The organism is Priestia sp. TRN 1309 (assembly GCF_050846875.1).
Lineage (GTDB): Bacteria > Bacillota > Bacilli > Bacillales > Bacillaceae_H > Priestia > Priestia zanthoxyli.
The window spans coordinates 804,182-819,693 of the sequence record NZ_JBOZGM010000003.1; the positions used below are offsets into that span (position 1 = coordinate 804,182).

Consider the following 15,512-nt stretch of genomic DNA (forward strand, 5'->3'; position numbering starts at 1 on the left):
AAAAAGAAGAAGACCATCGCCTTCTTCTTTTCTTATATTTCAACAGCATGTCCACCATCTAAAAAGTAAAGATAGCGATGCTGAACAGGTTGTTTCACAATCCGCTCAATGGCCTTTGCGTAAAGCTCTAACTGAATGCGGTATCTTTCAATTAGAAATGGTTTTGCTCGTTCAAAATCCCCTTGAAAACGATCCGAAATATTATCTGTTTTAAAATCAAGTAAAACGAGGCCTTCTTCCGTTTCATATAAACAATCAATAATACCTTGTACTAAAATCGTTTCGTCTTCCTGCTCCCAATGATCATAGATTTCTTTAGCGGAGACACCTAAACTAAAAGGCATCTCTCTATAAACCGTGCGAGCCGTTCGAATATCTTGTGCAATGTCACTGTCTAAAAAGTCTGCTACATCATTTGCATCAACGGCATCCGCTTGCTGTTGCGTCAACAATTCTTTGGTAACCATTGATTGAATAAAGTCTTGAACCATTTCGAGGGTATAAGCTTTATTTAATGGAAGCTGCTGCATAACGGCATGTGTAGCTGTTCCTCTTTCAGCTCCTGTGAGAGATTTCTCTTGAAGAAACAGCGGACGGTTTTCAAGAGGTGCTTTAGCTCCCCAAACAAGATCACTGCTTGCACCTGCATCCGTCAGCTGCTGCTGCCTTTTTAGTTCAGAAACAGATTGCTTTGAACGATGAACGGAAGCTACACGATAATCATAAGACCAATTTAAGCGTCTATACACTTCCTCTTTATAATCGCTGGATTCTGTAACTGGCTCATGCTTTTGAAGAGCGTTCAAAAGCTCTTCATGATGCTGCTGCTCTTCAAGAGGCTGTTCGGCTAAATCACCTGCTAATAACGTTGAAAGCTTCCAGCTTGAAGCATGCTGATAAATCATCTCGGCCGGCTGGACCTCTCCTTCAACCATATGACTAACATTTTTGTGACGAATTAAAGAAGGTCCAATCCAGTCTAAATAACATTTTGCATCTCTTCTCACGTGAGCTGGAAGCGTCCAATCTTCGTGTCCCATAACGGAGCTCCATTGTCTGAGCTTTTCTGATGCGTCTTTTACTGTTCCAACTAAAATAAGTTTTTCTTTCGCACGCGTCAAAGCTACGTATAATACCCGCATTTCCTCTGCCATGCTTTCTTTTTTCATTTTTTTCTTCATGGTCTGCTGAAGAAGAGTCGGGTACGTAATACGCAGTTTCGGATCAATATATTTAGATCCAAAACCTAGTTCTTTATCGAGTAAATAAGCTTTATTCAAGTCCATTAAGTTAAACTGACGAGCAAGACCAGCTACGAAAACAACAGGAAATTCAAGACCTTTACTGCTGTGGATCGTCATCAAACGCACCACATCTTCTTGTTCTCCCAGCGCTCGAGCAGCTCCTAAATCGTTCCCTCGATCCTGCATCCGTTCAATAAAGCGTAAAAAGCGGAACAGACCTCTAAATGAAGTCGCCTCATACTGGCGAGCGCGATCGTAAAGAGCACGTAAATTGGCTTGACGCTGTTTCCCGCCAGGAAGTCCGCCAACAAATTCAAAGAAACCCGTGTCGCGGTAAATTTGCCATACTAGTTCTGACAAAGAGCTTTGTCTAGCTTGTGTTCTCCATGCTTTTAACTGCTCATAGAAATATTTCACTTTATCGCGAAGTTCTTCATCATCTGAAACCGCTAAGTACGTTTTTAACGCATCATAATACGTTCCTTTCTTTTGCTCTGCTCTCAGTGTAGCCAACTCTTCATCTGAAAGCCCTACTACCGGTGAGCGAAGAACAGAAGCTAACGGAATGTCTTGATGCGGGTTATCTACTACTTTTAATAAAGACATCATAATCATCACTTCAGTAGCATCAAAATAGCCTGTTGATAAATCGGCATAAATCGGCACGCCTTCTTGTTTAAATTCATCCATAATCTGCGCAGCCCAAGGCATGGAACGAAGCAAAATAACAAAGTCACGATACGTTACGTTTCTCATGATATCGAGCTTGCGATCATATATTTGAAAACGGTTTTGAACGAGTTCTTTGATTTTGCGCGCCATTGCTCTTGCCTCTAACTGAGCCGTTTCAAGCTCTGCTTCTGAAAACGCGACGAGAGAAGAATCCGATTCTTCTTCCGCTCCTTCTTCTGCATTTTCTTTTGCAATCAGCAGAAGCTCCGTTTCCATTCCTTCCACTTTTGGATACGATGCTCCTAATTTTAAAGAAGCATCATCGTCATATGCAATTTCTCCTACTTCTTCATCCATCAGCTGGTTAAAAATAAAGTTTGTGGCGTCAAGCACTTGAGAACGACTTCGGAAGTTTTTATTTAAGTCAATACGTTTTCCAAATTGTCGTCCATCTTGCGTAAATCGCTTGTACTTCGTCAAAAACAAAAATGGCTCCGCTAAACGAAAGCGGTAAATGGATTGTTTTACATCTCCAACCATAAATAAATTCCCTTGTTCTTCACTATCTCTCGTCACTAATTTAATCAGTGTTTCTTGAACCATATTTGTATCTTGATATTCGTCAACAAGCACCTCTTCAAACTGAGTGCGATATTTTTGAGCAATGGACGAAGGCTTAAGCACCCCGTCTTCTTTTACACTCAAGATTTGCAGGCAATAATGCTCTAAATCAGAAAAGTCCACTAACCCTTTCTCTTTTTTGATGTGTTCATATCGTTCACCGAAGCGCTGAACTAAAAAGATTAGCGTTTCAATAACGGGCTTCATTTTTTCAAAATCAGCCATGTAGCCGTGCAAAGGCCTAGAAAACAAATCAGCATGAAGCTTTTCAAGGCTTGTTTTCGCTTTTTTGCGAAGCTCTCCAAAATCATCTAAAAGCTGCGAGTCGTACGCATCTCCTTTACATGGCTTTAAACGAGTAAAATTCAAATTCTGCATTTCCTCATGCAAATCAGCAAAAGAATGCTTAGAAGCGCTGAGCAGCCGATGAATTTGAGCCAGGTCTTCCTCTGCATTAACGGCGCGAGGAGCAGGCCCTCCCGGCAGCTTTGTTAGCTCTAAGCCCTGTTTTAAAATCGACTCAATGCCCACGAGCTGCGTTGTTACTTCTTGTAAAAGAAAAGACAGAAACGGAAGTGAATCAATAGAAGAGTCCTCTGTGACATCATATTGACTCACAATCATCTTAAGCCAGCCGTTTGGGTCGGGATTAGATCGTGCAAAGTCATATAGCTTTCTTACCATAAGCTGAATATCTAAGTCATTTCTGTCGCTTGTATAACGATCAATTAAATCAAAGAATCGCTCGTTCTGTTCAATACTGTACTGCTCTTCAAACAATTCTTCTAATACTTCTTCACGCAGAAGATCCGCTTCCGTATCATCTGCAATCCGAAAACCAGGGTCTACATCGATCAAATAATAATACGTTCGAATGACTTCTAAACAAAAAGAATGGAGCGTAGAAATCGACGCACGGTTTAATAAATTAAGCTGTCTGCGCAAGTGTAAAGAAGATGGATTCTTTTTTAACTCTTTTTCCAATGCTTCTCCAATTCGATTTCTCATTTCGGCTGCAGAAGCATTTGTAAACGTAGCAACTAGTAATCTATCAACATCAATTGGTTCCTCGCCCATCGTAATCTTTTTAATAATACGTTCGACTAAAACCGCTGTTTTTCCTGAGCCAGCCGCCGCGGCTACTAATATATCTTGACCGGATGAAACAATGGCGTTCCACTGATCATCCGTCCACTGGGAGTCGGCCGGTTTTACGTGTATATCTTCACTCATCTCGTTTGGCCTCCTCTCGAATTTTATCTAAAATAACATTTTGACTCTCTGTACTAAGCTGACGATATTCGTTGTTTTCCATTGATTCATCGAACTGACAGATTGAGCGGTATTCACAAAACGCACATGGTGTTTTATCTTTTAGCTTATAAGGCGAAATATCAATTTTTCCATTTGTAATCTCAGTACCTGCCTCTACAAACTTACCTCGCACATACTGACGGAGATGTGTAAAATCTTCTTCGCTCGCAACCGAAGAATTGGAATAAAAGCCCCCTGTCTTTTTAATACCCGCCGATATAACCTGTGAGTGCCCTGATTCTAACGTTTCGTCCATTAATCGGACTGCTTCCTCGTCCCCTAAAAGCAGTCCTTTCATTTTAAACTTCTTGAAGATTTCGGCTTCAATTTGATCGGGTTGTAATGCTTTAGTACTGTTGATCATTGGATTATGAACGTGGAAATAAAGAACGCCAGCAGGCAATGCTCCTCTATTATCATGAAGAAGCTGTTCAGCATACGTCACGACTATGTCTAAATAAGCTAAAATTTGAAGAGATAAACCATAGTACACTTCCACTAAGTTTAATGCTTTATCGCTTGATTTATAGTCGACAATACGCAGTAAAAGTCCTTTGGAGCTTTCCGCTTTATCCACTCTGTCAATTCGGCCAACAAGTTCCATCGTATGGCCATTTGGCAGTGTAAACTGCATAGAAGGCAGCTCCGCGCTAGGACCAAACCCTAATTCCAATCCAACAGGAACAAACCCGCTCACCTTAGCGTGCTCACTTAACACAAGCGACGCACGTTCAATAATTTGCTGCAGCTTATGTGTTAAATAGTGGTGGCGATTAGAGCTCAATAAAATTTCATTTTGTAAGCGCGGAGCAAGTTCGTGCACCGCAGCCGTAGAAAGCTGCTGACAGTCTTTTCTCGTTAAGTTCTTCCATTCTTTTTGACCGCCCCGTAGCTCGTCTGAAATCATCTTCAGCGCCGCGTGAAATAACTCGCCTATGTCAGGAGCTGCTAATTTGAAAACTTTTCGTTCTTTAAGCTTAAGCCCGTGAGAAGCAAAATGAGCGTACGGACAGGCTTCAAATTTCTCCATTCTCGATACGCTTGCTTGAATATGCTTTCCATACAGACGCTGACTCGTTTTCTTTGTTAACCTTTTTGCTTCGTTTTTATAAAATAAACTGCTTAGTACTTTCTCGCTATATGAGTTCCAATCTGAATTTTCTACATAAAAATTATATACATCCCACCAAGCGGAACTCATCGGATAATGGCGTTTCCACCCTTGCAGCTGGCTGGCTAAATGCGCGATGCTCGTTAAGGGATTTGTTATATAATCAACTTGCTTTTCTTCTTCTAAATCCGTAGGCTCCGTCATTAACAGCTTTTCCTGCAGGAGCGGAAATAGCTCTTTTAATCGATTAATAACGAGTGAAGGCAGCAGAGTCTTCCCTTCCTCATTGGCAAGAGGATACGAAACATAAAGTTTTTCAGAAGAGCTGGAAAGTGCTAAATAAATGAGAAATTGTTCGTCAAACAGCTTTTGCCTTCCAGTTGGCGCAAGTAATAAGCCTGATTCAAGCAGCTGCTCTCTCTCTTTCTCAGATAACAGACCACCGCTTTTTGGTTTAGCTGGAATCACACCGTCATTTACGCCTAGCACAAAGCTTGCTTTGATATCGGATAAACGCGAACGCTCAAAACTTGCCACAACCACTTGATCCAGTGCAGGCGGAACAAGTGCAAACTGCATGCTGTCAAGCCCTATCTCAAATAGATCCGCGAACAAAGAAATCGATACTTTCTCTTCTCCCATCATTTCAACAAACTGATCAAATAAGTGAAGAATTGCTTTCCATACCTGCTCGTGCTCTCTTGCTTCTTGAAGCTTACCTTCTTCTTCACATCTATTGCGCAGCGCTTCTATCTTTTGTGGAATATCTAAGTTCGTTAAAAAACGATAGAGTGCTTCTGCTTTTTCTTTTCCTATTTTCGCTTGTTTTAATTTTTTCTGAAGCGAATAAATAGGAGGAACAATCATATTTTTTAATTCATTTATTTTTTGCTCAAAAGCAAGCTCTTCGTCCGTTTTCCCAAGGTTCATGTCTTCAAGCGAACGATATTTTCTGTAGGTAAATGGCTCCTTACTCGTCCACTTAGATCCTTGAATACCGTAAGCAAGTACGTAATTTTCTAATTCATCCATCTCTTCGCGAAGCTGGTGCACATCAGATGACAAAGGAAATAAAAGGTCTGTTTTCACTGCCCGAAAGATGGTTTCGTATCGCCATGACCCGCTTACCACCTCTAAGACTGAGCGAATAAATTCAACGAGTGGATGGTGAAACATCGCTCGCTTTTGGTCAATAAAGTACGGAATTTCATAATCTCGAAAAATGGTTTGAAGCAAGTCATGATAGTCTTCTGCATTTCTAACAATCAAGGCAATATCACGATAGCGATAGCCGTGATCGCGCACAAGCGACAGCACTTCTCTTGCAATCCCTTCTACCTCTGCTCTTCGGCTAACAGCAGGCAGCAGCTGAATGTGCTCGGGCTCTGACTGAAATTCCGGCGTTGGCCGTTCATCATAATATCGTTCTAAATAGGCAAGCTCTGGACTGTTTTGATGCCTTTTTTGTTCATTAAATACGTTTGGCTCTTTAATCTCTATCCCGTTTTCAGCCGCCAGGCCCATTATTTCTTGATACGTTTCGCTCGTTAATCGAAACAAGTGCAGGTCATTTGGAATAAAATCTTGATATGAATAATCAGAAGTAACCGCTATTTTCACTTCTCTACAAACTTTCATCAGCTCTACTAATACCGTTAATTCTTGAGGAGTATAGTGATGAAATCCATCTACATAAATCGTTGCTTGAGCAAGGTACGCAGAAGAGACTACTTTTTCGCTCAACAGCTTCAAATAATCTTCTCCATCTACATATTTTGTCATCAGCTGTTTTTCTAATTCTCCGTAAATGAGATGTAAATCATGTAATTTATCAGCAAGGACTTTCTCATCTTCTGCTTGAAGTTTTTGCTTCATCTCTTCGAGAGACGGTGCATCTACCGTGTACTGTTTAAATTCTTTAACCATTTTTTCTAGTTCTTCAATAAACCCTGCTTGTTCTGAAGAATTCGCAAACAATCGAAGCTCTTTTTTTTGATGCTCGATAATTTTTTTAAGCATCATATGAATACCTGTTTGATCCACATGATAGCGGCTAATACCTCCGACTTCTTGCAGAATACGCCACGCAAGACGTGTAAAACTATAAACTTGAGCACGCATCATGCCTTCTAACCCAGGTGTTTGAACAAGCGCATACTCCGACTGAAATGTCATCTGTTCAGGTACAATATAAATAAGTGGATGCCCAAGCGGAGCATTTAACAGCTCTTGGCGCATGCTATTTAAAAGATATTCCGTTTTCCCGCTTCCTGAACGTCCTAATAAAAACTGTAGCCCCACGTTTTCACCCCTTCATTTTTCTTCTCTATATTTTCAGTTGTTTAAGTACAAAATGGATAAACGCCACGCAAACACGTGACGCAGTCATCAAAATTTTATAGTGATAATCAGCTAAATCTCTCTATCTCTCTCCTTATTATTTTACTGAACTTGCAGACAAAATTCCACTTTGCACATATGTGAAATGCTGGATGCAACAAAAAAACTTTTCAGTAGCCAAATGACCACTAAAAAGTTTTAGAAAAGCGAGTTATTTTCTACTTTTACATCATGATTCCACCATCTACATGCAGTGTTGTGCCGTTAATATAGTTGGACTCATCAGAGGCTAAATAAAGATAAGCATAACCAATGTCAGAAGGCTGACCTAACCTTTGTAAAGGAATAGTGGATTTCATTTGATCAATGATTTTGTCCGGCATCGCCTTCACCATATCCGTCTCAATAAACCCGGGAGCTACAGCGTTTACATTAATTCCTTTTCGCCCAAGCTCTTTAGCCCATGTTTTTGTCATTCCCACTACGCCGGCTTTTGTCGCCGCATAGTTTGTTTGACCAACATTTCCATATACGCCGGATACCGAAGATGTGCTGATAATTTTCCCTTTACCTTGAGCAATCATATGCGGTACAACGGCTTGCGTACAGTGAAAAACGCCTGTAAGGTTTACGTTAATGACCGCTTGAAAATTTTCAACTGATAATTTAGTTAGCATTCCATCTCTGGTAATACCTGCATTATTAATTAAAATATCTATTTTAGAGAAGCGTTTCACGACTTCTTCTACCATTGCATCTACACTGTCTCGATCCGCTACGTTTACTTGAAAGAATGCTACATCTCCGCCTTCTTCTTTTAGCTGAGCTGCTCGTTCTTCTCCTACTTTTGCATCGTAGTCAACCATAGCGACCTTTGCACCCTCTTGTGCGAAAATTCGAGAAGCTTCGAACCCTAACCCATTTGCTGCACCCGTAATAATTGCCACTTTATCTTTTAATCTCATGTCACCCGCGCTATAAGACGCTTACTAACAACGATTAATCAGCAAGTCGCTTGAATCTTAGTAGCGCATTCCCCTCCTCAAAACGACGCCAAGCACGTCTTAATGATCATTCGGTGCTTTTCTAGTAATGATCCCTCTACTTACATCTTAGTAGTCAAGCTCAAAAATCATTCATATAATTTTTAAGAAAACGTTTTGAAATACATGAGGTGATAATACATGTTGAGAAAAAACATGTATATCTCTAGAAAACAAAGGGTTCATTACTTAGGTGCAACTAGGAATAGACGTCTAATTTATTCCCAGTTTTTTCTTTTATTTTAGCATATTTTTCACAATTGATAAACAAAAAACTTGTTCATTACTAGACAGATACTCTGTATGTGCATTGTTCTACCAACCGAATAAACAGACAAATAACTTCTTTAAGAAAAAGGCAAAAAGCCTTTCAAAAATGCTGCTGTATTCCTATAAGAAAAGGTTTTTCCATAGTTTACAATACCCTCTTCTGCTGTATGTATAACAAAAGACTGCCTATTAAAAAGCAGTCTTTCATCACTATTTGTTATATATAAACAAACTATTTGTCATACTGTTTCACTTTAGATTTTTCATTTAATCTTCGTTCAATTTGCTTTCCAACAAGCCATAGGACAAAAATGATCACTAAAACAAGTACTGCTTTTAAAGGCTGTTTCACAAATGAAACAAAATCGGCCCCAATAAAGCTCATCATAAATATCATGACCATTTTACCCGCTAATACAGCAAGCATAAACTGAGCCATACTGACACGTGATAGTCCAGCTACTACATTAATCGCTGAAGACGGCGTAAAAGGGAAACAAAGCATAATAAACAGCGGTCCAAAACCGTGTCTTTCCACCCAAATCATAATCTTTCGAATTTGCGCATGGCGGCTGATAAAATGTAAAAACCTCGCCTGTCCGTATTTTCTAAAAATCAAAAAGACAAGCAGTGATCCAACGCAGCTCCCGATCCATGAAATTAAAAAGCCTAACCATAAGCCAAAGGCAGCAGCATTAGCCATTACAAACGCAAAAAGCGGCAAGATAGGAATAAACGCTTCTAAAATAGGCAACAGCAGTCCGGGAATGATCCCAAATGATTGATATTGTTTTAATAACTCGAGGACGCCGTCTAATGTCAAATAATGCTTTAATGTTTCAAAATCCATCGAATGTTCTCCTTATTTAAACAACTGTGCTACTTTTCACTTATTGTACTACTTTCCTTTACCAAACAAAAGTTTTACAGCGTTTTATCTTTCCTGCCCTGTTGCGCTTGCCATATAGCCAGCCCTTACTTACACGAACAGAACCTCTAGAACAACATGTGCTTTTACTTAGACTGCTGCAAATAACGTTTAAACCAGCTGGTTAAATATTTTAGTCTCGCCGTTCGTAAATTAGGCTTACCGCTTCTAGAAAGTTCATGGTTAGACTGAGGAAAACGAATAAATTCTACTTCTTTATCTTTTCTTTTTAGTGCCACATAAAGCTGTTCAGCTTGTTCAATTGGACATCTATAATCCTGTTCGCTATGCAAGATTAACAGCGGTGTTTTCACGTTCTCCGCTAAACGAAGCGGCGAGTGGTTCCAGAGTTTTTCCGGATTCTCATAAATATCAGCTTTCAATTCCCATTCGGTAAAATAATAGCCAATATCACTAACGCCGTAAAAACTCGTCCAATTTGAAATAGACCGTTGCGTCACCGCTGCTTTAAACCGATTTGTACTTCCTACAATCCAGTTTGTCATAAATCCTCCGTAGCTTCCTCCTGTTACGCCAAGTTTATCTTCATTAATATAAGAGTAGCGGTTAATTGCTTCGTCGGTTACTGCCATCAAATCCATATAATCCATGCCTCCGTAATCTCCTCGAACGGCATCTGTAAAGGCTTGACCATATCCTCTTCCGCCTCTTGGATTAGAAAAGAGGATATTGAACCCTTTTGATGCAAGCACTTGAAATTCAAACATAAATGTATGACCATACATAAGATGCGGACCTCCGTGAATTTCTAAAATGGTTGGAGATACATCGTTGGCAGCAGCCGCTTTTACGACCCAACTGTGGATATGTATACCGTCCGTGGCAGTCGCGCAAAAAGATTCTGCTTCCGTTAACTGCACATGCTTTAAAAATGAATCATTAACGTTTGTCAGCTTCACTAGTTCCTCTGTTTTTAAATTTAAAGAATAAAGATCTCCGGGATGTGTAAATGTACTGATTGCTACGATAGCTTCCTCACCGTTGGGAAGAACAGATACCCCGTATACGTGAGCATTATCCATAAGCACAGAGTCTAACTTTCCATTTACATTTCCTTTATATATGCCTACAGAACCCTTTTCACTTACGACAAAATAAAATTCTTCCTTACTGCTCCACATAATTCCCGCTGCGGTTCTTCCAAAGTGAAAATCTCCTGCTACCATATCTCCTATTTCTAAGTCTATACCTGCAGTGATACAAGCTGTTTTTTGATTGGAGACCTGATAAATATATATGTCATTCATTGAAGCCGATCCGTATGTACGTTCATTTCCAATGTAAGCTATGTATGACCCATCTGGTGACCACGAAACTTGATGAAAATATCCTGTTTCTGCTGTAATAGATGTTAACTTTTTAGTATCACGATGCAAAATAAACACGTCCATGGTTAACGATAAATCCGGATTCTCTCCTCGGCTGCTGCAAAATACAATTGAATTTGCATCAGGGGCCCAGCATCCTACAGAGTGATGATAAGGTCCATCCGTTAAAAACGTCACTTCTTTATTTTTAAGTTTAACGACCGCAACTTGCGTATATTCACCTTTTAAATAGCCGCTAGCATCGGATTTATACAACAAACGTTCCACTTCGTATGGCTGAGGATGCTCATGATTTTGTTCAACTCTTACAGCTTTTTCTTCCACTTTTGTAGAAAACATAATTTCGTCACTATAAGGAGACCATACGGGATTACTAACGCCTTTTTCACAATCTGTGAGTGCTTCTGCTTCCCCGCCTGTCGCTGCTAATAGATAGAGCTGAACGGTTTGACTGCGATCTGATAAAAAAGCAATCCACCTGCCGTCAGGAGACCATGCAGGAGAGTGATTATTTCCTTTATAATACGTCAATTGCTTTGTTTTTTTTGTTTCAAGATCTAACATAAACAGCTGCGTCTCATAACCGTTTTCTATTTTTTTCGTTTCTCGAACCGTATAAACTACACTTTTTCCATCTGGAGAAATCTGAGGGTTATACACAGACTTCAATTCATACAAATCCTCTACCGTTACCGTACGCTTTTTTAAATGATTCAATTTCTTCGCCCCCAAGGATTCATTTTTAAACCAAATAGCCAATCGATAAAAACGAAAGTAGCGTTTCCCTCTTACTTTATCATTTCTAAAAATAAAAATCTAAAAATTTAGAAAATTAGTTGTTTTTTCTTCTTTTAATCTATATAATAATAAAAAGGGTGCAGAGGTGATGAGGTATGAACAATGAAAAATCGTACACGGAAATGATGAAGTCCCTCGCTCGCAAGAAAAAAGTAATTGATACTGTGAGTATGTTGGATGTTTATATCGAAATGGTAATTGATGAATCGCTTTTTAAGCGTCAAAAAGAACTGTTAGAAACAAACATTAACACGGCATTAGATCAACGTGATGAAACTGCTTTTTATGAGCTATCAGCACAGTACCAATCCTTACTTCAAACATCTACTTAATATTTCAAGAAGTTCATTCATGTTAATGATTTATATGTACGTTTAACAGGCAGAACCTTTCTTCTCAGGAAGAACAGCTGTCTGTTAAATCGTGTTTACTACATAAAAAAAGATTCTTACAGATGTAAGAATCTTTTTTGTTAGGATTTTTTCTATGAGTGGAAGTAAACAACCGTTCCACTCATAGATTTTTTGTTATTTATGCGCCTGAAACTGCTCTTCTTCTGTTGAACCTTTTAAAGCTGTTGTAGAGGAAGTCCCACCGGAAACTACTTGCGCCACTTCATCAAAATAACCCGTTCCTACTTCACGCTGATGTCTTGTAGCAGTATATCCATTTATTTCACTAGCAAACTCTCTTTCTTGTAACTCTGAATAAGCTGCCATTCCTCTTGTTTTATATCCTCGTGCCAGTTCAAACATGCTGTGATTTAAAGCGTGGAAGCCAGCAAGCGTAACGAATTGGAATTTGTAGCCCATTTTTGCGATTTCTCTTTGAAACTTTTCAATCGTTTTCTTATCTAATTTTTTCTTCCAGTTGAAAGATGGTGAACAGTTATAAGCAAGCATTTTACCTGGGAATTTTTCATGAATAGCATCTGCAAATTTTTGTGCCTGTTCCAAGTTTGGTTCAGACGTCTCACACCATACTAGATCAGCATATGGCGCATATGCTAAGCCACGAGCGATAGCTTGATCGATTCCGGCTCTCGTGCGATAAAAACCTTCAGCGGTGCGTTCACCTGTAATAAACTGGCGATCTACAGGATCAACATCACTTGTAATTAAATCAGCGGCATCAGCATCGGTACGAGCAATCAGAAGTGTTGGAACACCCATTACATCAGCAGCTAAACGAGCAGCAATCAAGTTTTTCACAGCTGTCTGAGTTGGAAGCAATACCTTGCCGCCAAGATGACCACACTTTTTCTCAGATGACAATTGATCTTCGAAGTGTACCGCAGATGCTCCTGACTCAATCATTCCTTTCATTAATTCAAATACGTTCAACTGTCCTCCGAACCCTGCTTCTGCATCTGCTACAATTGGAGCAAAGTAGTCAATGTCCCCTTCTCCTTCTAAATGCTGAATTTGATCGGCACGCTGCAGCGCTTGATTGATTCGTTTCACAACATGCGGCACGCTGTTTGCTGGATATAGACTTTGATCAGGATACATATTTCCTGAAAGGTTTGCATCTGCAGCTACTTGCCATCCACTGAGATAAATGGCTTTTAACCCTGCTTTTACCTGTTGTACTGCTTGATTTCCTGTTAAAGCTCCTAATGCATGAACGTATGGCTCTGTTTTTAATAAGTTCCAGAACTTTTCGGCCCCTCTTCTAGCAAGCGTGTGTTCAATATCAATGGATCCTCTCAGTCCAATGACTTTTTCTGCAGAATATGGACGTTCAATTCCTTTCCAACGCTCATCGCTTTTCCAGTTCTCTTCAAGGTTTTTTACACGAATCTCTTTCATTCTTTATACCCCCTAATGAATTTAAAATTCTATATTCATAAAAATATAAAACGCAGCAGTGAGAATATGTCTGTTTCATGATGAAGTAAATTAGCAGTTTGCCATAGTTTTAGTAAGAACGTAGATGAAATAAGTAAATAGTTGAAGGACATGTAGTAAGACTTTGTTGAGGTGAATATACGCTGATAAGTTTGCCTGCTATCTTTTCAATCACAAATAACTATTCCTCCCTATTGTTATAAAACAGTTTTTATTTTACATACGTTATTATATAACAGTACTTTCGAAAATGAAACCTCCTTTTAGAATTTTTTTCCTACTCGCAAGGAGGCTTTTCTATTAATACCTACGTATAAAAGGCTTCATATATCCTTTACTTTTTCTTATATCACTTATTCATTTCTTTCATACTTCTCAACAAATGAAATTCTTTCCAATATTGTTGGATGACCATATCGAAAAATTTTCACTAAATACGGCGGATTCACCTGGGACAGTCCTGATTTTGTTAAATCCTGAAATGTTTTAATAGCAGCTTGTTTATCTCCTGTTAAGTCCATGGCGTACGTGTCAGATTGAAGTTCATGATGACGCGACTGCATATTTGTTAAAGGACTTACAGCAAATGTGAGCACAGAAAAAATAAGTAGAATAAGCGGTAATGAATTTAAATCACTAAGAGAAGTGATTTTTAATGCTTTCCCCCATCTCTTAATCACAAAGCTAGCTAAATGTTTCGTTAGCCATAAACCTACAATCGATAAAACTAAGGCTGAAGCAATCCCTACATAAATATGTTTCTTCACATAGTGACCCATTTCGTGCGCCATGATAAACAAAATTTCACGTTCCGTCAATTTATTAAGAGTAGTATCCCATAACACAATTCTTGAATTAGAACCTATTCCCGTTACATATGCATTGAGAGAGTTCGTTTTTTCAGACATGTTTACTTCATATACATGCTTAGCAGGTATATGAGCTTCATCTGCTAAATGCAAAATTTTCGTCTCCAGCTCTTTATTCTTTAATGGATAAAAATCGTTATATAACGGATCGATAACCACTGGTTGAATAAACGTCAAAAATAGCGTAAATGGAATAGATACTAGCCACGCATACAGCCACCATCTTTTTGAAAACTTACGAATGAATGCATATAACACAGCAATCACTAAAAACATCGTGGCATAGTTCACCCAAAAATCTGTAAAAAGATCTTTCATCCATCCTCGGAAAGGTTGCGTCGTAATATGGTAAGCCGTTGAAAGCTTATAGCTAATCCAGTCCATAGGAAAAGAGTAGATCAGCAGCAGAACAGATAACCAAAATACATAAATAGCAGTTTGGAGAAGACTGAAACGGCTGACGTCTTTAGACCACTTATTCACTTTCTTAGACACACCTAACACTAAAATTAAAATAAACCCTAACCACTCATATGGAATTCGGATAAAAAAGAGCGCATCTCTAATCTTTGAATATTTTTCGGTTAACATAAGTTCTCTTGCATTCATAAACGTAGCCGGATCCACGCTGGTACCTTTTAATGATTGTGGAATAGAGGTGTCACTTATATAAAATAAATACACCCATATACAAGCTGCATACACAAGAAAAACTCCGATGGACCACAAAACAATTTTTTTCACGTATTCCCCTCCTTTTGTACAAACAGTATTCTGTTATTACTATTGTAGGTTTTTTTTCGAAATTTAGAACAAGCGTTTAGAGATGTACTATAGGAAATGCAAATTGTGAAGAGAAAATCATAGAAAAACGAAAAATAGAGTTTATTCTTTTGTCTAAACTCTGTTTACAAACAAAAAAAGCAGTTTGCATATGCAAACTGCTTTTGAGATGACCCGTACGGGATTCGAACCCGTGTTACCGCCGTGAAAGGGCGGTGTCTTAACCGCTTGACCAACGGGCCAGTATGGCTCCACAGGTAGGACTCGAACCTACGACCGATCGGTTAACAGCCGATAGCTCTACCACTGAGCTACTGTGG

General features: G+C 39.2%; 8 protein-coding genes and 1 tRNA gene. 1 reads left to right on the forward strand and 8 read right to left on the reverse strand.

Translation table 11 applies throughout. The features are described from left to right. Nucleotides 1-32: 32 nt before the first annotated feature. From addA to ACRPLQ_RS16215, 5 genes are all read right to left on the reverse strand, one after another. Nucleotides 33-3,770, reverse strand: a complete 3,738-nt coding sequence (addA, locus tag ACRPLQ_RS16195) for a helicase-exonuclease AddAB subunit AddA (RefSeq protein ID WP_432236166.1) — start codon at nt 3,768-3,770, stop codon at nt 33-35. Continuing rightward, entirely contained in the window at nt 3,763-7,263 is a 3,501-nt protein-coding gene (addB, locus tag ACRPLQ_RS16200) for a helicase-exonuclease AddAB subunit AddB (RefSeq protein ID WP_432232130.1), read from the reverse strand. The genes addA and addB overlap by 8 nt, the downstream gene beginning before the upstream one ends. Nucleotides 7,264-7,526: 263 nt before the next feature. After that, a complete protein-coding gene (gene fabG, locus ACRPLQ_RS16205; RefSeq protein ID WP_014461644.1) occupies nt 7,527-8,267 on the reverse strand; it encodes a 3-oxoacyl-ACP reductase FabG in 741 nt (246 codons plus the stop codon). Between the two features lie 580 nt (nt 8,268-8,847). Further along, complete coding sequence (locus tag ACRPLQ_RS16210; RefSeq protein WP_028412419.1) at nt 8,848-9,465, reverse strand: TVP38/TMEM64 family protein; 618 nt, start codon at nt 9,463-9,465, stop codon at nt 8,848-8,850. 164 nt (nt 9,466-9,629) lie between these two features. Continuing rightward, on the reverse strand, nt 9,630-11,609 hold the full coding sequence (locus ACRPLQ_RS16215) for a S9 family peptidase (protein WP_048021925.1): 1,980 nt from the start codon (nt 11,607-11,609) through the stop codon (nt 9,630-9,632). A 176-nt stretch (nt 11,610-11,785) separates the two neighbouring features. Here ACRPLQ_RS16215 and ACRPLQ_RS16220 point away from each other — a divergent pair, with 176 nt between their 5' ends. Further along, nucleotides 11,786-12,022 (forward strand): IDEAL domain-containing protein, encoded by a 237-nt coding sequence (locus ACRPLQ_RS16220; protein WP_028412421.1) that lies wholly within the window; start codon nt 11,786-11,788, stop codon nt 12,020-12,022. 195 nt (nt 12,023-12,217) lie between these two features. Here ACRPLQ_RS16220 and aceA read toward each other — a convergent pair whose 3' ends face one another. The 3 genes from aceA to ACRPLQ_RS16235 form a co-directional block, all read right to left on the reverse strand. Next, nucleotides 12,218-13,501, reverse strand: a complete 1,284-nt coding sequence (gene aceA / locus ACRPLQ_RS16225; RefSeq protein ID WP_028412422.1) for an isocitrate lyase — start codon at nt 13,499-13,501, stop codon at nt 12,218-12,220. 392 nt (nt 13,502-13,893) lie between these two features. Further along, a complete protein-coding gene (locus ACRPLQ_RS16230) occupies nt 13,894-15,153 on the reverse strand; it encodes a M48 family metallopeptidase (protein ID WP_098625728.1) in 1,260 nt (419 codons plus the stop codon). Between the two features lie 209 nt (nt 15,154-15,362). After that, nucleotides 15,363-15,434: transfer RNA gene (locus tag ACRPLQ_RS16235), tRNA-Glu, on the reverse strand. Nucleotides 15,435-15,512 lie beyond the last annotated feature (78 nt).